This is a genomic window from Streptomyces sp. NPDC006925, assembly GCF_042869575.1.
GTDB lineage: Bacteria > Actinomycetota > Actinomycetes > Streptomycetales > Streptomycetaceae > Streptomyces.
This window is the reverse complement of the sequence record NZ_JBIAGB010000007.1, coordinates 41357-59147: the sequence shown is the minus strand read 5'-3', so window position 1 is coordinate 59147 and position 17791 is coordinate 41357. Positions and strand designations below refer to the sequence as shown.

At 70.9% G+C, this 17791-nt stretch carries 17 protein-coding genes and 1 pseudogene; 3 read left to right on the top strand and 15 right to left on the bottom strand.

Annotated elements, in window-relative coordinates; genetic code table 11:
• Positions 1-7 precede the first annotated feature (7 nt).
• The 15 genes from ACFYNS_RS12325 to ACFYNS_RS12255 form a co-directional block, all read right to left on the bottom strand.
• Entirely contained in the window at positions 8-325 is a 318-nt protein-coding gene (locus ACFYNS_RS12325) for a 4Fe-4S binding protein (RefSeq protein ID WP_360295302.1), read from the bottom strand.
• Positions 313-1329 (bottom strand): NAD(P)/FAD-dependent oxidoreductase, encoded by a 1017-nt coding sequence (locus ACFYNS_RS12320; RefSeq protein WP_360295304.1) that lies wholly within the window; start codon positions 1327-1329, stop codon positions 313-315. The genes ACFYNS_RS12325 and ACFYNS_RS12320 overlap by 13 nt, the downstream gene beginning before the upstream one ends.
• Positions 1326-2771 carry an aldehyde dehydrogenase family protein gene (locus tag ACFYNS_RS12315; RefSeq protein WP_388602431.1) on the bottom strand — a complete coding sequence of 482 codons (1446 nt, stop codon included), beginning with the start codon at positions 2769-2771 and terminating at the stop codon, positions 1326-1328. Before ACFYNS_RS12315 ends, ACFYNS_RS12320 begins: the two co-directional genes overlap by 4 nt.
• 2 nt (positions 2772-2773) lie before the next feature.
• Positions 2774-3559: an SDR family oxidoreductase gene (locus tag ACFYNS_RS12310; protein WP_360295310.1), complete on the bottom strand. Its 786-nt coding sequence runs from the start codon at positions 3557-3559 to the stop codon at positions 2774-2776.
• Positions 3556-4362 carry an acyl-CoA dehydrogenase family protein gene (locus ACFYNS_RS12305; RefSeq protein ID WP_388602428.1) on the bottom strand — a complete coding sequence of 269 codons (807 nt, stop codon included), beginning with the start codon at positions 4360-4362 and terminating at the stop codon, positions 3556-3558. Before ACFYNS_RS12305 ends, ACFYNS_RS12310 begins: the two co-directional genes overlap by 4 nt.
• On the bottom strand, positions 4359-5582 hold the full coding sequence (locus tag ACFYNS_RS12300) for a CoA transferase (RefSeq protein WP_360295316.1): 1224 nt from the start codon (positions 5580-5582) through the stop codon (positions 4359-4361). Before ACFYNS_RS12300 ends, ACFYNS_RS12305 begins: the two co-directional genes overlap by 4 nt.
• Positions 5573-6685: an acyl-CoA dehydrogenase family protein gene (locus ACFYNS_RS12295; protein WP_360295318.1), complete on the bottom strand. Its 1113-nt coding sequence runs from the start codon at positions 6683-6685 to the stop codon at positions 5573-5575. The genes ACFYNS_RS12300 and ACFYNS_RS12295 overlap by 10 nt, the downstream gene beginning before the upstream one ends.
• A 148-nt stretch (positions 6686-6833) precedes the next feature.
• The gene (locus tag ACFYNS_RS12290; protein ID WP_360295321.1) at positions 6834-7640 is read right to left on the bottom strand and encodes an ATP-binding cassette domain-containing protein; all 807 of its coding nucleotides are present in this window, start codon (positions 7638-7640) and stop codon (positions 6834-6836) included.
• Positions 7640-8650: an ABC transporter ATP-binding protein gene (locus ACFYNS_RS12285; protein ID WP_388602423.1), complete on the bottom strand. Its 1011-nt coding sequence runs from the start codon at positions 8648-8650 to the stop codon at positions 7640-7642. The genes ACFYNS_RS12290 and ACFYNS_RS12285 overlap by 1 nt, the downstream gene beginning before the upstream one ends.
• A complete protein-coding gene (locus tag ACFYNS_RS12280; protein ID WP_360295327.1) occupies positions 8647-9633 on the bottom strand; it encodes an ABC transporter permease in 987 nt (328 codons plus the stop codon). Before ACFYNS_RS12280 ends, ACFYNS_RS12285 begins: the two co-directional genes overlap by 4 nt.
• On the bottom strand, positions 9618-10523 hold the full coding sequence (locus tag ACFYNS_RS12275; RefSeq protein ID WP_360295330.1) for an ABC transporter permease: 906 nt from the start codon (positions 10521-10523) through the stop codon (positions 9618-9620). The genes ACFYNS_RS12280 and ACFYNS_RS12275 overlap by 16 nt, the downstream gene beginning before the upstream one ends.
• Positions 10520-12193 carry an ABC transporter substrate-binding protein gene (locus ACFYNS_RS12270; RefSeq protein ID WP_360295333.1) on the bottom strand — a complete coding sequence of 558 codons (1674 nt, stop codon included), beginning with the start codon at positions 12191-12193 and terminating at the stop codon, positions 10520-10522. The genes ACFYNS_RS12275 and ACFYNS_RS12270 overlap by 4 nt, the downstream gene beginning before the upstream one ends.
• 281 nt (positions 12194-12474) lie before the next feature.
• Positions 12475-12939: a MaoC family dehydratase gene (locus tag ACFYNS_RS12265; protein WP_360295336.1), complete on the bottom strand. Its 465-nt coding sequence runs from the start codon at positions 12937-12939 to the stop codon at positions 12475-12477.
• 74 nt (positions 12940-13013) lie between these two features.
• Positions 13014-14240: an acetyl-CoA C-acetyltransferase gene (locus tag ACFYNS_RS12260; RefSeq protein ID WP_360295339.1), complete on the bottom strand. Its 1227-nt coding sequence runs from the start codon at positions 14238-14240 to the stop codon at positions 13014-13016.
• A 70-nt stretch (positions 14241-14310) separates the two neighbouring features.
• Entirely contained in the window at positions 14311-15270 is a 960-nt protein-coding gene (locus ACFYNS_RS12255; RefSeq protein ID WP_360295342.1) for a LysR family transcriptional regulator, read from the bottom strand.
• 259 nt (positions 15271-15529) lie between these two features.
• Here ACFYNS_RS12255 and ACFYNS_RS12250 point away from each other — a divergent pair.
• The 3 genes and pseudogenes from ACFYNS_RS12250 to ACFYNS_RS12240 all read left to right on the top strand — a co-directional run.
• Positions 15530-15795 (top strand): annotated as a pseudogene (locus ACFYNS_RS12250) (3-hydroxyacyl-CoA dehydrogenase family protein); the annotation flags it as partial.
• Between the two features lie 47 nt (positions 15796-15842).
• Complete coding sequence (locus ACFYNS_RS12245) at positions 15843-16628, top strand: electron transfer flavoprotein subunit beta/FixA family protein (RefSeq protein ID WP_360295344.1); 786 nt, start codon at positions 15843-15845, stop codon at positions 16626-16628.
• A gap of 70 nt (positions 16629-16698) precedes the next feature.
• The gene (locus tag ACFYNS_RS12240; protein WP_360295347.1) at positions 16699-17664 is read left to right on the top strand and encodes an electron transfer flavoprotein subunit alpha/FixB family protein; all 966 of its coding nucleotides are present in this window, start codon (positions 16699-16701) and stop codon (positions 17662-17664) included.
• Positions 17665-17791 lie beyond the last annotated feature (127 nt).

Sequence of the window (17791 nt, the reverse complement as noted above, 5' to 3'; positions counted from 1 at the left end):
TACCTCCTCAGCTGGGGTCGGCGTCAAGCGGGCCGATGCGGGAGGCACCGCCCGGGGAGCCCAGGGGTGCCTGGCGGCCGGGCAGCACCTGGGTGAAGAAGGCGGCGTTGGCCGGTCCGTGGACGGCGGCCGCCGCAGGGTCGAGAAGGCGCAGTGCGACGGCCGCGCTGTTGGGGCAGACCTCGGCACAGAGGCCGCAGTCGATGCACTCGTCCGGTTGGATGTACATCCTGCTGCCGCCTTCGTAGATGCAGTCGACAGGACACTCCTCCATGCAACTGGCGTCCTTCTCGTCAACGCAGGCGTCGGTGATCACGTGGGCCATATGGCCCCCTCTTGTTCGTTGGTGTCCTGTCGGTCGGTGGAATGGCCGGGGAAGAGGTCGGTGGCCGGATCGAGAATCGTCGCCGCGTTGTTGACGGCGGTGGCCGCTTCCCCGAAGCCGACGGCGATCAGCCGTACCTTGCCGGGGTAGGCGGTGATGTCGCCGGCGGCGAAGACCCGGGGCAGATTGGTGGCCATACGGCTGTCGACGGCGATGTGGCGGCCGTCGAGCTCCATCCCCCAGGCTTCCAGCGGCCCGAGGTTGGCGGTGAAGCCGAGGGCGGCGATCACCCGCTGTGCCTTGATCTGACGACTGCCCTCGGGGCCGCGGAGCTCCGCGGTCTCGACCTGTCCGTCCGGCCCGGGGTGGAGCGACGCGACCTGGGTGCGAGTGCACACCTGCACATCGGAGGCGAGGACCTTGTCGACCGTCGCGCGATGGGCGCGAAAGGTGTCACGGCGGTGGACAAGTGTCACCGACCGGGCCCGGCCGGTGGCGGCGAGGGCCCAGTCGAAGGCGCTGTCCCCACCGCCCACCACCAGCACATCCCGGTCGGCGAGGTCGTCGAGGTCGGTCACGAAGTAGGCGAGGCCGCGCCCCGCGTGCTCCGTGCACCCGGGCAGCGGTCGCGGGCTGAACGCACCGATACCGCCGGTGATCACGACAGCCGAGGCACGCACCGAGACGCCCTTGTCACTGTGGACGACCGGCTGCCCGTCCTCGTAGGCCAGGGCCTGTGCGGTGTGCTCCAGCAGCAGGTGCGGGCGAGCGGTCATGGCCTGCTCGGTGAGGCCGGACACCAGGTCCCGGCCGGCCACGGCCGGCAGGCCCGCGATGTCGAAGATGGCCTTCTCCGGGTACATGGCGCTGACTTGGCCGCCGAGTTCGGGAAGCGCGTCCATGACGGCCACGGACAGACCACGGAACCCGGCACAGAAGGTGGCGAAGAGACCGGCTGGGCCGGCGCCGACCACCAGCAGGTCTACGGTCAGGGAATCGGTCACCGCACTCCTTGCAGGGTCTTGGTCTCGCAGAATTCCTCCAGCCCCCAGCGGCCCAGCTCGCGGCCGAGGCCGGACAGCTTGTATCCGCCGGACGGGGCATTGAGGTTGAACGCGCCTCCGTTGATCTCGACGCGCCCGGTGCGCATACGGCGGGCGAAGGCCACCGCGCGGTCGGTGTCGGCCGACCAGACGGCGCCGGAGAGGCCGTAGTCGCAGTCGTTGGCCAGGAGCACCGCCTCGGCCTCGTCCACGTAGGGAAGGAGACAGAGCACCGGGCCGAAGATCTCCTCGCGCACGACGCGCATGGAGGGCTTCGCGTCCGCGAGCACAGTGGGCCGTACCCAGTGGCCGCCGGCCAGTCCGGCGGGGATGCCGTCGGGGGCCTCCAGGCCGCCGAGCACGACACGGGCGCCTTCTTCGACTCCCAGCCGGATGTATTCGAGGACGGTGTCGCGTTGCTCCGGCGATGCGCTGGGGCCCAGGTGCCCACCGGGCTCGGTGGGATCGCCCAAGGTGTACCGGCTGCCCGCCGACACGGCGGCGTCCACGGCGTCGGCGTAGCGCTCGGCGGGAACCAGGAGCCGGGCGAGCGCCGTGCAGGTCTGCCCGGTGTTCGCGAAGGCGCTGGCCACCGTGGCCCCGACCGCGGCCGCCAGATCGGCGTCGGGCAGTGCGACCGCCGCCGACTTGCCCCCGAGTTCCAGGGCCACTCGCTTGACGGTACCCGCCGCGGTGCGCATGACGTGCTGTCCGGCGCCGGTGGATCCGGTGAAGGACACCACGTCCACACCGGGGTGGGCGGCCAGCGCCTCTCCGACGGTGCGCCCGCTGCCCGACACTACGTTGAACAGCCCGGCCGGGAGCCCTGCCTGCTGTGCGCAGTCGGCGAGGAGGTACGCGTTGAGCGGTGCGACGCCGCTGGGCTTGAGCACGACCGCGCAGCCGACGGCGAGAGCGGCGCCCAGCTTCGCGGTGATCTGGTACAGCGGGTAGTTCCACGGGGTGATGGCCGCCACCACCCCGGCGGGTTCCCGCAGGACACGGGCCGGCGGCCCGTCCGGAAGGCTCTCGCTGAAGGGGAAGGTGCGAGCCAGCGCAGCCTGTGCGCGCAGCACGTCGACCGCCAGCCGGACCTGGACCTGGAGCGAGAAGTCGTGCGGCGCTCCCATCTCCGCGGTGATGGTCCTGGCGAACTCCGCCTCCCGTGCGGCCACGGTGTCGGCCAGCCGCTCCAGTGCCTCGGCACGTTCACCGGGACCGGTGCACGACCAGTGTCCGAAGGCGGTCCGGGCGGCCGCCACCGCGAGGTCCACGTGTTCCTTCCCCCCGGCGGGGACGGAGCCGACGGTCTCGGCGGTGGCGGGATTGCCGACCGGGATCCGGGAGTCGAGACCGATCCAGCGGCCGCCGACGAAGAGCCCAGGGTGGAGTGCATCGAACATCTCTACCTCCCCGTTCCCGCGGTGGTCACCGGCTGCCGGACGGCGGACTGGGCATGCATGGACTGGCCCAGGGAGCGGCCTCCGTCCACGGTCAGCACGCTGCCGGTGGTGTACAGCGCGCCGAGCAGGTGGGCCGCCGCCTCGGCGATCTCGTCGGCCTCCGCGAAGCGGCCGAGCGGGATCATCTCCTGCATCCGCTGCTGGGCCTCCTCGTCGGAGAGGATGTTGGCCGTGGCCGACTCCGTCGGCACGAAGCCGGGGGCGAGAGCGTTGACCCGGATTCCGTGCGGCCCCCATTCGCGCGCCACCGACTTGGTGAAGGCGAGCATGCCGCCCTTGGCTGCTGCGGAGTGGGCGACGCCGGGTGCCCCGGTCCAGGCGTAGGTGGCGACGATGTTGACCACAGCGCCCGGCCTGCCTTCCCTGATCAGGCGGCGGGCCAGGGCCTGGGAGGCATGGAAGCACCCGTACAGGGAGATCTCCACGACGGCACGGAAGCCGCCGGGCGACAGGTCGACGATGGGGCAGGTGAAGTTGCCGGCCGCGTTGTTGACCACGCCGTCGACGGTGGGCAGCTCCTCGAAGAGCGCCGTGACGGCGTCGGGGTCGCGGACGTCGAGTGCCGCGGTGCGGACGGTGATGCTCTCGGCGCGCAGCGTGCCGGCCGCCTCGGCGAGGCGGTCCGCGTCGCGGGCGGCCAGGACCACCTCGTGCCCGTCCCGACCGAGGCGCCGGGCGATGGCCAGGCCGATCCCGGCGCTGCCGCCGGTGACCACGTAGGTGCTCATGTCAGTGCTCCCTCGAGCCATGCCTCGTTCCAGGCCGCCAGAACCCGGGCGCGACGGGAGTAGCGGTGCAGGGGGAATTCCAGGGTGAACCCGATGGCGCCGACCACTTGGTGGCACTGGGACACCACCGTCTCGGCCGCCCGGCCCGCATAGGCGAGAGCGGCATGCCCGCAGTCGTCCTGTGCGACCAGACCGCGCAGGCCCTCGGCAGCTGCGGCGGCGTCGGCCAGCCGGAGCTGGACGCCCTCCAGACCGGACAAGGTGGTGCCGAAGGCGGGGCGTTGGGTGACGTGCTCGACCGCCAGGTCGAGGGCGCCCGCGGCCAGTCCGGCCAGGTATCCGGTCTGAGCCCGCAGCCAGGCGCTCTCCGCGGTCGGTTCCACGCTGGCGCCGGTGGGCTCGGTCTCGACGGTGTGCACGGCGAGGCAGTCGCCGTAGGCGACGGGTGTGGCGGTGAGCACACGGTGCTCGCGCAGGCCCTCCCGGGTCCGCTCCACCACCCGTTCGGCCGGGTAGCGGGCGAGGCCCTGATGGAGGGGCGACCCGCCGAGGATGAGGTCGACCTCGTTCAACGGGGCCAGTCCGCGGCCCAGTTCGACGGCGGCTGGGCCGAGGAAGGGGAGCGCTTCCGGGTCCGCGACGAGTTCGGCCCAGCCAATGGCGGCGAGGGCGCCGTTCAGGGCGGGGGTACGGTCGTCGGCCGGGGTCCCGGGGCGCCAGACGTCGGGGACGGCGTGATCTGCCAGGACTTGGCCGAGGGTTGCGGCGAAGGCGTCGGCCTCCGCTGTGAGCGCGGTCGTCATACCCCGCTCCTTTCTCCGAGTGCCGCGAGTTCCGCGAGGATTTCGGCCGAGTGCTCGCCCAGACGGGGCGCCGGCCTGACGGTGGGGGCCGCATGTCCGTCGATCTTGAAGACGTTGCCGAGGAGCCGGACCGGACCGACTCCGGGTTGCTGCACCGTCTGGACCAGTCCGTTGACGGTCACCTGAGGGTCGTCGAAGAGCCGCTCGAGCAGGCGGACGTCCCCGGCCGGAATGTCGTGCTCGGCCAGCACCTTGAGCCAGTGGCTCAGCGGCTGGGCGGCGAAGGTCCGGGCGAAGCGGTCGACCAGCGCCGCACGGGCAGCGCGCTCTGCCTCGTCGGCGGGCGGTGCCTGAGGATCGGTCACCCACGGGTCCTCCAGGTCCAGGACTCCGAGCAGCCGACGGCGCTGGGCGACGTTGAGGCAGGCCAGGGCGAGGAAGGAGTCCTCGGTGCGATAGCAGCGGTAGTAGGGCTCCAGATGGTCGGCGGTCGCGGTGGACTTGGCGGTGCGATCCAGGTCGGCTCCGGTCAGCGGAGCGCCGCCGGAGGAGTCCGGATCATCCCCGAGCCGGACGAAACGCTGGACCTGGACGGCGAGGGCGGCACCGAGCAGAGAGACTTCCACACCGGGCGTCTGGTGCCCGCGTTCCCGTCCGGCCAGCCCGGCGAGCGCGCTGATACAGGTGAGAAGTCCGGCAGTCAGGTCGGCCATGGCGATGCCGCCGGAACGCCTGGGGACGGTGTCCTCGGGGCGGGTGTCGGCCAGCAGCAGTCCGGACAGCGCCTGGGCGATGATGTCGTAGCCCAGCCGCCCGGCGTCCGGGCCTTCCGTGCCGAAGGCGGTGACACATGTCGACGTCGCGTGCGGGTTGGCGGCGCGGACGCTCGCGCGGTCGAGGCCGAAGCGGGCGGCGCGCTCGGGGGGCATGTTGTGCACCACGATGTCCGCGGTGGCGATGAGCCGCGCCGACTCCGCGCGGCCCTGCTCCGTCTTCAGGTCCAGGGTGATGGAGCGCTTGCCCCGGTTGAGGGCGTAGAACCACGTGCTCTCACCGGGGGCGTGCGGGTTGTAGTGGCGCCAGGAGTCACCGGACGGGGGCTCCACCTTGACGATGTCGGCGCCGAGGTCACCGAGCAGCATGGTGGCGAAGGGCCCGGCGACGTACTGGGCGTAGTCGAGTACGCGGACACCTTCGAGCGGACGGTCGGCTAGGCGCATGCCAGCCCCCTTCGGGCGATGACGCGGCGTTGGATGTCGGAGGCACCGCCGGCGATGGTGGTGGCCACGGTGGCCCGGTGGAAGGCGGCGATACGGCCGGATGCGACGGCGTTGGGACCGTCCTCGGCGAAGATGTGCGGGCCGAGGATCCCGGCGGCGCTGTGGGCGATGCTCTGCAGCAGGTAGGCGATGGACAGTTTGGCCATGGAGGACGCGGCGCTGGCGTCCTGGCCTCGGGTGAGCAGACCCGTGGCCCGGGCGCCGAGAGCGGCGGCGGCCTGGGTCTCGCCACGCAGCCGCAGCAGGTCCAGGCGCTGCGCCCGGGTCTCGGCGTATGGCTGGAGGTCGTCCAGCACACGGCGGGCGATGCCCACCTTCTCGCTGGTGACTCGCTCGTAGTCGAGGGTGCCCATGAGTACCCGCCAGCCGCCGTTGATTTCGCCGATCAGCTGGTTCTCGGGGATCTCGACCTCGTCGAGGGCGAGTTCGCCGAGGGTTCCGCCACCGAGGGTGTCGTGTGTGAGGACCTCGATGCCGGGGGTGTCCATGGGGCAGACCAGGACGGATATGCCCTTGTGGCGCGGGAGATCGGGATCCGTGCGCACGGCGAGGTAGCACCAGTCCGCGTGCTCGGCGCTCGAGGTCCAGATCTTACGGCCGGAGACGATGAACTTGCCGTCCCGCCGCACTGCCCGCGTACGCAGGGAAGCCAGGTCCGAGCCGGCCTCCGGCTCGGAGAATCCCTGACAGAAGATCAGCTCACCGGCGGCCACCTGCGGCAGCAGTGTCTGGGCCACGGTCGGTGGGGCGAACCGGCGCAGGGCGTTGCCGATGGTCTTGACCGACAGCAGATAGCTGGACAGCGGCAGCCAGTGGTAGCCGAAGATCTCCTCCACCGTGTCGGTGTCGGCGGGGTCGAGCCCCTGCCCTCCGAGCTCCTGGGGCCAGTGCAGACCGATGAAGCCGGCTCGGCCGTACTCCTGGTAGGCGCGCCGGGAGTCGGCGTCGGAGGGCATGCCCTGGAAACGGTTGGCGGCCTCGCCTCGGAGCTCTTCGGCGAGACGGGAGGCGAAGACGCGTGCCTGGGCAGCGATCCCTTCCATCGGACTCCTCCTCAGGGACTTTCATTATTTGAAAGTAATTCCATTTAGTGGAACTAGGCTAATGAGTTCCACTCTCGGTGGTCAAGCACGTGTCCTGGGAATCCCCCACCGATTGCCGCAGGGGATCACCGACGCCCGCACGCCGGGCTCAGCCGAACGGCACGGGCAGGGAGTTCGCACCATGGCGGGCGGGCCCACGGCCCGGCATCGCGTCGAGCAGCGCCCGGGTGTACGCGTCCTGCGGGTCACCGATCACCTGCTGGGTCGGTCCCCGCTCCCTGACCCGCCCCCCGCAGACGACGAGCGTCTCGTCGGCGATCCGCCGCACCACGTTGAGATCGTGGGTGATGAACAGATAGCTGACCCCGAGGGACTCCTGGAGTTCCAGCAGCAGGTTGAGAATCTGCGCCTGCACCGACACATCCAGTGCCGAGGTGGGTTCGTCGCAGATCACCAGGCTGGGCCGAGCTGCCAGGGCGCGGGCCACGCACAGCCGTTGCCGTTGGCCACCGGAGAATTCCCCGGGGTAGGCGTCGGGCGAGGCGTTGCCCATGCCCACGGCGTCCAGCAGGTCACGGACCCGCTCCCGGCCGCCGTCACGCCACAGTCCGTGCGCGTGCAGCGGCTCGGCGACGATCTGCTCAATGGTGAAGCGCGGGTCCAGCGAGGCATACGGGTCCTGGAAGACGAACCCCGTCGCGCGGCGTGCCTCACGCAGTCGACGGCCACGACGGGGCAGTGGCTGGCTCCCGATCAGCACCCGACCGCTGTCGGGCCGCTCCAGCCCGGCGACGACGCGCGCGAGCGTGCTCTTGCCGCTCCCCGACTCGCCCACGACCCCGAGGGTGGTGCCCGGGGCGACGGACAGGCTCACTTCGTGCAGGGCCAGATGGCCGCCGAAGCGCTTGGTGACGGCCTCCACCTCCAGGATCGGGGTGGTGTCCCGGGTAGTCATCAGTTGACCTCCCAACAAGCCAGAAGGTGCTCGGGCGCGCCGTCGGGCACCGGCCCGGCGGCGATGCTCCGCACCGGTGGTGTCTGCGTCCGGCACCGGTCGGCTGCCTGGGTGCAGCGCGGCTCGAACGGACAGCCGCAGCCCGCCTCGCGGTCGGTGCGAGCACCGGGGATGGAGGTGTACCGCGTCTTGGGTGCCCCCGCGTACGCGTCGCGGTAGGCGCCGACCAGACCGAGGCTGTACGGATGGCGCGGACCGCCGAAGAGCTCCTCGGCAGAGGCGAGTTCCGCCAGCCGCCCGCCGTACAGCACCGCCACCCTGTCCGCGAGCTCCGCGGTGACGGACAGGTCGTGGGTGATCCAGATGACCGTGATCCCGAACTCCCGCTGCAGCTCGGCGACGAGGGCGAGCACCTCGGCCTGCACCGTCACATCGAGGGCGGTTGTGGGTTCGTCCGCGATGAGCAGTTGAGGGTGGTGTGCGAGCGCGATGGCGATCATCACACGTTGGCGCATGCCGCCGGACAGCTCGTGCGGGTAGCGGCCCGCGGTCCGTTCGGGGTCGCGGATGCCCACCTTTCCCAGCAGTTCGATCGCCCGGGTCCGGGCCTCGGCACGGCTGACGCCATCGGTGATCTGGAAGACCTCGGCGATCTGCCGGCCCGCCCGCATCACCGGGTTCAGCGCGGCGAGCGCGTCCTGTGGCAGATAGGCGACCCGGCTGCCACGAGCCCGGCGCAGGTCGGCGCCGCTCAGCGCGGCCATGTCGACGTCTCCGACGTGCACCGAGCCGCCGACGATGGTCGCGCCCGGAGGCAGCAGCCGCGACGCGGCGTGGGCGAGCGTGGACTTCCCCGAGCCGGACTCGCCCACCAGGGCGAGGACGCTGCCCGCCGGTACATCGAGCGAGACGCCGTGGAGCGCGGTCCGCCCGCCGTAGGCAACAGTGAGGTCGTCCACCCTCACCTGTACACCGAGCCGGGCGGTGTCGGTCTTCGCTGGCTGGGTCATGTCTGCAGCTCCTGACGGGATCGGGGATCGACGAGTCCGCGCACCGTGTCGGCGAGCAGGTTGCCCAGGACGACGAGGACCGCCGCGACAATCACAGTCCCCATCAGCAGTGGCCGGTCCTGGTCGGAGAAGGCGGTCACCTGCAGCCGGCCGATGCCCGGCCAGCCGAAGATCGTCTCCACGAAGACGACGTTGGACACGAAGATCGCGACGTCCATGCCGGCCATCGTGATCACGGGTGACAGCGCGCAGCGCAGCACGTGGCGCCGGAGCACGGCGGGCCGGGACAGCCCCTTGGCCACCGCGGTGCGCACATGCGGGGAGGCCAGCGTCGAGGTCATCCCGTCGCGCACCACGCTCGAGTAGTAGGGCACACCGGTCAGGCCCAGCGTGATCGCGGGCAGCACCAGATGGGCCGCATCCGCTCCGTCACTCACCGGGAAGATGCCGAGCCCGTAGCCGAACGCCAGCAGGATCAGATAGCCCAGGGCGAACGCGGGGATCGACAGCAGTGCGATGTTGCTCATCAGCACGGGCAGCAGGCGCCGTCCGCGCAGCGCCTCCCAGGCACCGAGCGCGGCGCCGAGCACGACCTCGACGACCAGCGCGGCGAGGCACAGCACCAGCGTCATCGGGAGCCGGTCGCCGATCAGCGTGCTCACCTGCGTGCCGTGCTGATAGGACTCGCCGAGGTTCCCGGTGACCACGCCCTTGGCGTAGTACCAGTACTGCTCCCACAGGGGAGCGCCGATGTGCAGCCGCTCCCGGATCCGCTCCACCAGCTCGGGGGTGGCACGGGGACCGGCAAGTCCGCGGGCCGGGTCGCCGGGGACGACGTAGAGCAGGGCGAAGGTGACCGTGATGACGACGGCGATGGTGGCGGCACCGAGCAGCAACCGCAGACCGATGCGGCGGCTCGCCTTGGCCCAGGCCGGCCTCAGGGGTCCGGCCTTGGGGCGGTCGGCCTTCAGATCTTCAGCCATGAGCGTCTCTCCGATTCCGGGGCCATGCGGCTCACGCCCTCGCCGATGAGCACGAAGGCGAGCACCAGGGCCACGACCAGGACGAGCGGGACGAGGAGGAGCCGCGGAGCGAACTCCAGGGCGTGGGCGCCTTCGTTGAGCAGGCTCCCGAGTTCGGGGTCGGGCGGCACGACTCCGGCGCCCAGGTAGGACAGACCGGAACCGATGACGACGACGGCCGCACCGTTGAGGGCCGCGATGTTCAGCAGCAGCGTGCGGATGTTGGGCAGGATGTGGCGAGCCATGATCGTCCGGGGCCGTACGCCGTGGACCAGGGCCGCCTCGACGAAGGGCTGGCCGCGCAGCCGTACCGTCTCGCCGTGAACGAGACGGGCGGTCCAGGCCCAGTACAGCGCGGTGACGACGATGACGATGCCGCCGACGCTGCGGCCGATCACACTGGCCAGGGCGAGCCCGGAGATGACGGTGGGAACCGACAGGAAGATGTCGACGGTCCTCATCAGGACCTGGTCGACCACACCGCGGTAGAAGCCGGCGACCAGGCCGACGAGTGTGCCGAACCCCACGGAGCTGAGGTTGGCCAGGACGGTGAACTCCAGGGTGGTCCGCAGTCCGTAGGCGACGCGGGCCAGCAGGTCGCGGCCCAGGATGTCGCTGCCCAGGAGGTAGCCGTGCTCGCCCACACCGCGGGGCAGGCCGAGCTCGCTGATGCCGTCCCGGTCGATGTGCAGGGGATCACCGAACAGCGGCGCCGCCAGGGCGAGGGCGACGAGAATGGCGAGGACGGCGAGTCCCCCGGTTACCAGGGCCTTGGCACGATTCCGCCGGGGCGCTGGCGGGGCCTGGGCGGAGCGGTCCGAGGACCGCTGCGGCCGGAGGGAGACGGTCATGAACTCACCCACAGACGGTCGTAGTAGGACCCCGTTTCGCCCCGCATGTGGTAGTTGCGGACGCGCGGATTGCGGGCGGCCAGGAAGTTGAGGGACGAGACGAAGACTCCTGGGGGGTCCTCGGCCAGCAACTGCTCCGCCTCGGCGAGCAGGGTGTTGCACGCGGAGAGGTTCCGGCTGCGTCGCGCCCTGGCCAGCAGTGCGTCCACGGCTTTGTTGCCGTAGCCGCCGTAGTTGCTGGACCCGTCGGAGGCGAAGCAGTTGCCGGCGATGTCCAGGGCGTTGGGGGTGATCATGTACCAGTGCTGCGGGAAGAGCTCGCACTGCTTGTTCGCGATGACCTGGTCCAGGGCGGCCTTGGACATCGGCGTGATGGTGACCTCCACTCCGATCTCCCGCCACTGCTGCTGGATTACCTGGCTGAGCTGGTTCCAGGGCGCGGAGCCGTCGTGGGCGAACCGCAGACGCAGACCGGTGACGCCCGCATCGGCGAGCAGTCTCCGAGCCCGGGGGAGGTCCCTGCGGTAAGGCTGCGCGGTCCGCTGGTAATGCGGCAGATGCTTGGGGAACGGGAGCGCCGAGGCCTCCTGGCTGCCGTAGGTCAGTCGGCCCAGCACCTCGGTGTCGGTGGCGTGGTTCAGCGCCTGCCGCACGCGCCGGTCACCCAGGTGCCGGTGGCCGACGTTCAGACCGATCCAGGATGTGCCCTGGAGCGGGATCGGCACCACGTACCGCTCGCGCAGTTGCGGCTTCGAGTTGATCTGAGGGCCGAGCGAGACGGGGGCGCCCTCGCCCAGCACATCGAGGTCGCCGCTCATCAGCTGCCGCAGCTGCATCTCCTGGGCGATGCCCCACCGGTACTCCAGCCGCCGGATGAAGGGTGTGCCCTTCCACGGGAAGTATGGATTGCTCCGGAACACCGCCCGCTGGCCGCGGCGGTCGTACGAGGTGAGCCGGAAGGGGCCGGTGCCGACCGGCCGACGGCCGAAATCCTTGCCCCGACTGCGGATCTCCTCTTTCGGCAGCGCCGCCATGAAGGGCTGGCACAGCACGCCGAGGAACACGATGTCCCGCGCCACCAGCCGGACTTCCAGCGTGTGGTCGTCGATGCGCCGCAGGCCGGAGACGGTCTTCCGCTTGCCCTGGTTGAATTCGTTCGCGCCTTCGATGGCGAACAGGTAGCTGGCCGCCCACGAGGCCACCTCGGGATCGAGTACCCGGGTCCAGGTGTAGATGTAGTCGTCGGCGGTCACCCTGCGGCCGTTGTGGAACCTGACTCCCGGCCGGAGCCGGATGGTGTGGACGCGGCCGTCCTTCGAGACCTCGGGCAGCTGTGCGGCCGCACTGGGCGCCGGGCCGCCCCGCTGTCCGTCGAACTGGAACAGCGGGGTGTAGAGCACACTGGTGGATGCCTCCCACGCGTGCAGGTCGTAGCCGATGGCCGGGTCGTATGACTGGGCCTCGTCGGTCCAGCCGGTGACGACGCTGCCGCCGTAGCCCACCGTGTCCAGGGTCCCGGGGCCGGGGCCGATCCGGTCCGGGGCCGGCTTGCGGACGATGCTGGCAGCGGACTGCGACTTCGTGGGCTCGGTACACCCGGCGAGCAACAGTCCCGCCGCGCCGAACCCGAAGCCGTGGAGCAGGGTGCGGCGTCTGGGAGCTTCGTTCATGGCACCTCCTCGCGCCCGAGGGCTAATGACTTTCATCATGCGAAAACCACAATCACAATGTGAACGCACAGTAGGCAGGGCGACGGGTGTGCACAAGACCTGCGACACATCTGAGGCCACCTTTCTTCGCAGGTCGGCGACAGTGCCGTGAGCGGCCCCCGGGCATGCCGACGGTCCGGTGCGCACCGCCGGTGGCATCTGCGGCCATCGGCGGTGCGCACCGGACGGAGACGTATGTCCTACGGCCGGCTATCGGCCCGTTCCGTGGAACGACCGACCGCTCACAGCCGGGGGTAGAAGTGGGTGAGGGACTCCGCGACGCACGCCGGTTTCGGGGAGCCGTCGAGTTCGAAGGTGAGGGCCCGCGTCATCTGCACCCCACCCCGGCTCACCGGCTCCACTCCGGTCACCGAGGCGTGCAGCCGGACCCGGGCGCCCACAGGAACCGGCGCCGGGAAACGGACCTTGTTGACGCCATAGTTGAGCGCCATGCCCACGCCGGTGACCTGGAGCAGTTCGGCAAACAGGGGGATGCCCCAGCTGAGGACCATGTAGCCGTGGGCGATGGTCCGGCCGAACGGGCCGCGTGCGGCCCGTTCGGTGTCGGTGTGGATCCACTGTTGATCTCCCGAGACCGCCGCGAAGGTGTCGATGAGTTCCTGTGTCACCTTCCGCCAGCGGGAGTGCCCGAGGTCGCGGCCGACGAGCTGTTCGATCTCCGGTATGCCATGGACGGTCAGTGTCATATGCGATGGCTGCCTTCTCGTGTAGGGCCGCCCGTTCCCGAGGAAGGGCTGGTGTCGGCGGGAACCGGTGAGCGTCAGCCGGTGACGAGCTCGAACACCGCGGCCAGCCCCTGGCCGCCGCCGATGCACATCGTCTCCAGCCCGTAGTGGGCCTGCCTCCGGTGCATCTCCCGCGCCAGGTGGGCCAGGATCCGCGTCCCGGTGGCCCCGACCGGATGGCCGAGGGAGACCCCGGAACCGTTGACGTTGATGCGCTCGTGATCGGCGTCGGTGAGATCCATCGAACGCGTACAGGCGAGGACCTGGGCCGCGAACGCCTCATTGAGCTCGATGAGGTCCATGTCGGCCAGGGACAGGCCGGCCTTGTCGAGCGCCCTGCGAGTGGCGGCCACCGGGCCGATGCCCATCGTCGCGGCGGCGACCCCGACCCGCGCGAAGGACACCAGCCGCACCAGCGGGGTCAGGCCGAGCCGCTGGGCGGAGGCCAGGCTGGTCACCAGGCACGCGGCCGCCGCGTCGTTCTGGCCGCTGGCGTTTCCGGCGGTGACCGTCGCCTCGGGGTCGGTGCCCCGCATGACGGGACGCAGCGCGGCGAGCTGCTCCGCCGTGGTGTCGGGACGGGGATGCTCGTCGGCCGAGACGACGGTCTCGCCCTTGCGGGTGCGCACCGTCACGGGAACGATCTCGTCGTCGAACAGCCCGGCCGCCATGGCGCGCGCGGCACGCTGCTGTGACCGCAGCGCGAGTGCGTCCTGGTCCTCGCGGCTGATGGAGAACGCGCGTCGCAAATTCTCGGCGGTCTCGATCATCCCGCCCGGCACCGGGTGGTTGACACCGCCCGCGGTGACCCTGCCCCGTGTGAGCGCGTCGTGCAGTCTCAGGCCAGGCGCACCGATGCCCCACCGGCCTTCATGAGTGTAGAACGGGGCCGCGCTCATGACCTCGGCCCCACCGGCGACGACGACATCGCTGAAGCCACTGCGGATCTGCATGGCGGCATCGAGGACGGCCTGGAGACCCGACCCGCAGCGTCGGTCGACCTGAACACCCGACACGGTCTCCGGAAGCCCCGCATCGAGGGCCGCGACCCGTCCGATCGCAGGTGCGTCGGAGGTCGGATAGGCGTGCCCGAGGATCACCTCGTCGATCCGCTCAGGGGCGATTCCGGTCCGGTTCACGACCTCGGAGATGACGTGCGCGGCCAGCGCGGCGGGCCGCTGCGACGCCAGGGCGCCGCCGAAGCGGCCGACGGGTGTGCGCAGCGGTTCGCAGATGACGATGTGGGCGGGATCAGCGGACATGCGGGGGCCTCTCGCCTGGGCAAAGTTGTCCCGTCGACCTTCGCAACGGCCCACTGAGTAGGTCCAATACCTAATGCGCGCTCGACTGAGACGAGATCCTTATCAGCGCACGCTGGGCCAGCACGTGATCCTGGAGCGGCCGCGGCGCCGGCAGCGCCTCCAGGGCCACCGCGAGGACTGTGCGGAGCGCGGCAGAGGGGTTGTCCTTCCGCCAGGTCAGGGCGGCCTGCAGCCTGACGGGAGCCCCGGCCAGGGGGCGGTAGACCAGGCCCGTCTGCTGGATGTGCTGACAGGAGGTGAGGGTGAGCGTCACCCCCACCCCGGAGGCAACCAGCGCCAGGATGGTGTGCGAGTCGGGGGCCTCCTGCACCACCCGCGGGGTGAATCCGGCCTTCTCACAGGTCATCGCCATAATGTCCCGCAGGGAGGACCCCGCGTTGGCGGGAAAGCTGACGAACGGCTCCTCGGCCAAGGCCTCCACCGGGATGTGCCCCCGCCGCGCGAGCCGGTGGTCCGAGGGCAGCGCGCAGACCAGCCACTCGTCGGCGATCACCCGCGTGGCCACACCCGGGCGCGTCACCGGTAGCCGCACGAAGCCGAGGTCCAGCGCCCCCTCGGCGACCCGGTCCAGCGCCGCATTGGCGTACGTCTGACCCTGGAGAACCAGTTCGATGCCCGGATGGGCGGCCCGGACCGCCCTGGTCAGCAGGGGGAGCGTCTCGTGGCTGGAGGCCCCGGCGAAGCCGACGGTGACCCTGCCGTACTCGCCACGCCCGGCCGCCCGGGCCGCCCGGGTGGCGATGCCGACGTCCTCCAGCACGGTACGCACCGGCTCCAGGAAGGATTCGCCCGCGCTGGTGAGCCGCACGGAGCGGGTGTTGCGTTCGAAGAGCTGTACCCCCAACTCCTTCTCCAGTTGGCGGATCTGCTGGCTCAGCGGCGGCTGCGCCATCTGCAGCCGTCTGGCGGCACGTCCGAAGTGCAGTTCCTCGGCGACGGCGAGGAAGGCGGTGAGATGGCGCAGTTCCATGATGTTCCCGATCCTGGGGCTTCGAGCCGGAGTCCGGAGACTATTCCGACCAGCGTCTCAATACGAGCCTAATTTGGTGTTGGACAGTGAACAATCCCTCCTGACACGGTGTGCGCATCCGTTATCCGTGCCGAGGAGCACCTCCGTGGACAAGACCTGTCTCGCCCAACGGACAGGCGCGACTCCACCCGACGTGACGGTCGACCGGGTCCGCCGGGCCACGAGCTGGGACCTGAAAGCCGCCCACACGGTCACCACCGTCTCGGTGGCCGCCTCGATCGCCGAGCGGCCCATCGCCGCCCCCGCGGCTGTCGACCCGGCCGTCACCGCCGGGCTCGGCCATCCCGCCGGCCCCTGGCCTGGGCCGAGCGGATCGGTGTGCGACGGATCCTCGACCTGCAGGAAGGGCTGCACCGCGGCACGGGCGACCCCCGGTATCGGCCCACCCGCTGGGTCACCGGACGCGCACACCTGGGCCTCGCCCTGACCGAGCCGGGCACCGGCCCCGAACAGGTGGGCTCCTGACCAATGGACATCACCGACCGCACGACGCAGAGAAAAGGGAAAGGGTCATGAGTCTGAGGATCGTTGTCTGTGTGAAGTACGTACCCGACGCCACCGGCGACCGGCGCTTCGCCGAGGACCTGACCACCGATCGGGACTCGGTGGACGGGCTGCTGTCGGAGCTGGACGAATACGCGGTCGAGCAGGCGCTGGAGATCGCCGGGACGGTGGACGGCGCGGAGGTCACCGTGGTGACGATAGGTCCCGAGGACGCCAAGGACGCGCTGCGCAAGGCGCTTTCGATGGGAGCCGACCGAGCCGTGCACGTGGAGGACGATGATCTGCACGGCACGGATGTGCTGGGCACCTCGCTGGTGCTGGCGAAGGCCGTCGAGCACATCGGGTACGACCTGGTGACGTGCGGTATGGCCTCCACCGACGGGGCGATGGGAGTGCTGCCGGCGATGCTGGCGGAACGCCTCGGCGTGCCGCAGGTGACCCTGCTGTCGGAGGTCGGCGTCGAGGACGGGGTCGTGACGGGCCGGCGTGACGGTGATACCGCGACCGAACGGCTGCGCGCGGCCCTCCCGGCCGTGGTGTCGGTGACGGACCAGTCGGGTGAGCCCCGCTATCCGTCCTTCAAGGGGATCATGGCGGCGAAGAAGAAGCCCGTGGAGTCCCTGGACCTGTCCGATCTGGGCATCGAGGTGGACGACGTGGGCCTGGCGGGTGCCTGGACCGCGGTGGAGTCCGCCGCGGAGCGTCCGGCCCGCACCGCAGGCACCGTGGTCACTGACGAGGGCGAGGGCGGCACCCGGCTCGCCGAGTTCCTGGCGGGACGGAAGTTCATCTGAGCCCCGCCCCCACGCACCCCACCACCCCAGCCGCCGCCCGCTGTCGTCCCTTTCGCAGGAGAGTCGTCCCATGCCTGAAGTTCTTGTCTACGCCGATCACGTGGACGGTGCCGTCCGCAAACCGACCCTGGAGTTGCTGACGCTGGCCCGCCGTATCGGTGAGCCGGTCGTGGTCTTCCTCGGCGCCGGTGCCGGGACCGCCGCCCCGGTCCTCGCCGAGCACGGCGCGGTCAGGGTCCTCGCCGCCGACGCACCCGAGTTCGCCGACTACCTGGTGGCGCCCAAGGTCGACGCGCTGCAGGCCGCCTGCGAGGCGGTGTCGTCCCCGACCGCCGTCCTGGTGCCGTCCTCGGCGGAGGGCAAGGAGATCGCCGCCCGGTTGGCGGTGCGGCGTGGCTGGGGCCTCGTCACCGACGCCGTCGACCTGGCGGCGGGCGACCAGGGGCCGGTGGCCACCCAATCCGTCTTCGCGGCGGCATTCACCACAAGATCCCGCGTGACCAGGGGCGTCCCCGTGATCACCGTCAAGCCGAACGCGGCCGCCCCCGAGGCCGCTCCGGCGGCGGGCACCGTCGAACCGCTGGCCGTGACGGTCTCCGAGGCATCGAAGGGAACGGAGGTCGTGGCGCGGACGCCGCGGGAGTCCACGGGGCGACCGGAGTTGACCGAGGCCGCGATCGTGGTCTCCGGGGGCCGCGGTGTGGGCGGTGCGGAGAACTTCCACCTCATCGAGGCCTTGGCGGATTCGCTGGGAGCGGCGGTGGGCGCTTCCCGGGCCGCAGTGGACGCGGGCTGGTATCCGCACGCCAACCAGGTCGGTCAGACCGGCAAGAGTGTCTCCCCCCAGTTGTATGTCGCCGCCGGGATCTCGGGGGCGATCCAGCACCGTGCGGGTATGCAGACCTCGAAGACGATCGTGGCGATCAACAAGGACGACGAGGCTCCGATCTTCGACCTCGCCGACTACGGCGTGGTCGGCGACCTGTTCCGGATCGTCCCCGGGCTGACGGAGGAGATCAGTGCCCGGAAGGGCTGAGGGGAACCCGCGGTGGGTATGCGAGCCGCGGCCCGCATACCCATCGCGGTACGGCCGGACCTGCCCGGTCCGGGACTCGGGACCGGTCTCCGGCGCGCCCGGCGGGCCCGACGCCGCTTCCGGCTGC

Coding starts and splice junctions, on each gene's coding strand:
- ACFYNS_RS12325 (WP_360295302.1), bottom strand. CDS start 325: ATGGCCCACGTGATCACCGACGCCTGCGTTGACGAGAAGGACGCCAGT.
- ACFYNS_RS12285 (WP_388602423.1), bottom strand. CDS start 8,650: ATGACCCAGCCAGCGAAGACCGACACCGCCCGGCTCGGTGTACAGGTG.
- ACFYNS_RS12300 (WP_360295316.1), bottom strand. CDS start 5,582: ATGCGCCTAGCCGACCGTCCGCTCGAAGGTGTCCGCGTACTCGACTAC.
- ACFYNS_RS12310 (WP_360295310.1), bottom strand. CDS start 3,559: ATGAGCACCTACGTGGTCACCGGCGGCAGCGCCGGGATCGGCCTGGCC.
- ACFYNS_RS12315 (WP_388602431.1), bottom strand. CDS start 2,771: ATGTTCGATGCACTCCACCCTGGGCTCTTCGTCGGCGGCCGCTGGATC.
- ACFYNS_RS12260 (WP_360295339.1), bottom strand. CDS start 14,240: ATGTCCGCTGATCCCGCCCACATCGTCATCTGCGAACCGCTGCGCACA.
- ACFYNS_RS12255 (WP_360295342.1), bottom strand. CDS start 15,270: ATGGAACTGCGCCATCTCACCGCCTTCCTCGCCGTCGCCGAGGAACTG.
- ACFYNS_RS12275 (WP_360295330.1), bottom strand. CDS start 10,523: ATGACCGTCTCCCTCCGGCCGCAGCGGTCCTCGGACCGCTCCGCCCAG.
- ACFYNS_RS12305 (WP_388602428.1), bottom strand. CDS start 4,362: ATGACGACCGCGCTCACAGCGGAGGCCGACGCCTTCGCCGCAACCCTC.
- ACFYNS_RS12245 (WP_360295344.1), top strand. CDS start 15,843: ATGAGTCTGAGGATCGTTGTCTGTGTGAAGTACGTACCCGACGCCACC.
- ACFYNS_RS12295 (WP_360295318.1), bottom strand. CDS start 6,685: ATGGAAGGGATCGCTGCCCAGGCACGCGTCTTCGCCTCCCGTCTCGCC.
- ACFYNS_RS12240 (WP_360295347.1), top strand. CDS start 16,699: ATGCCTGAAGTTCTTGTCTACGCCGATCACGTGGACGGTGCCGTCCGC.
- ACFYNS_RS12280 (WP_360295327.1), bottom strand. CDS start 9,633: ATGGCTGAAGATCTGAAGGCCGACCGCCCCAAGGCCGGACCCCTGAGG.
- ACFYNS_RS12265 (WP_360295336.1), bottom strand. CDS start 12,939: ATGACACTGACCGTCCATGGCATACCGGAGATCGAACAGCTCGTCGGC.
- ACFYNS_RS12290 (WP_360295321.1), bottom strand. CDS start 7,640: ATGACTACCCGGGACACCACCCCGATCCTGGAGGTGGAGGCCGTCACC.
- ACFYNS_RS12270 (WP_360295333.1), bottom strand. CDS start 12,193: ATGAACGAAGCTCCCAGACGCCGCACCCTGCTCCACGGCTTCGGGTTC.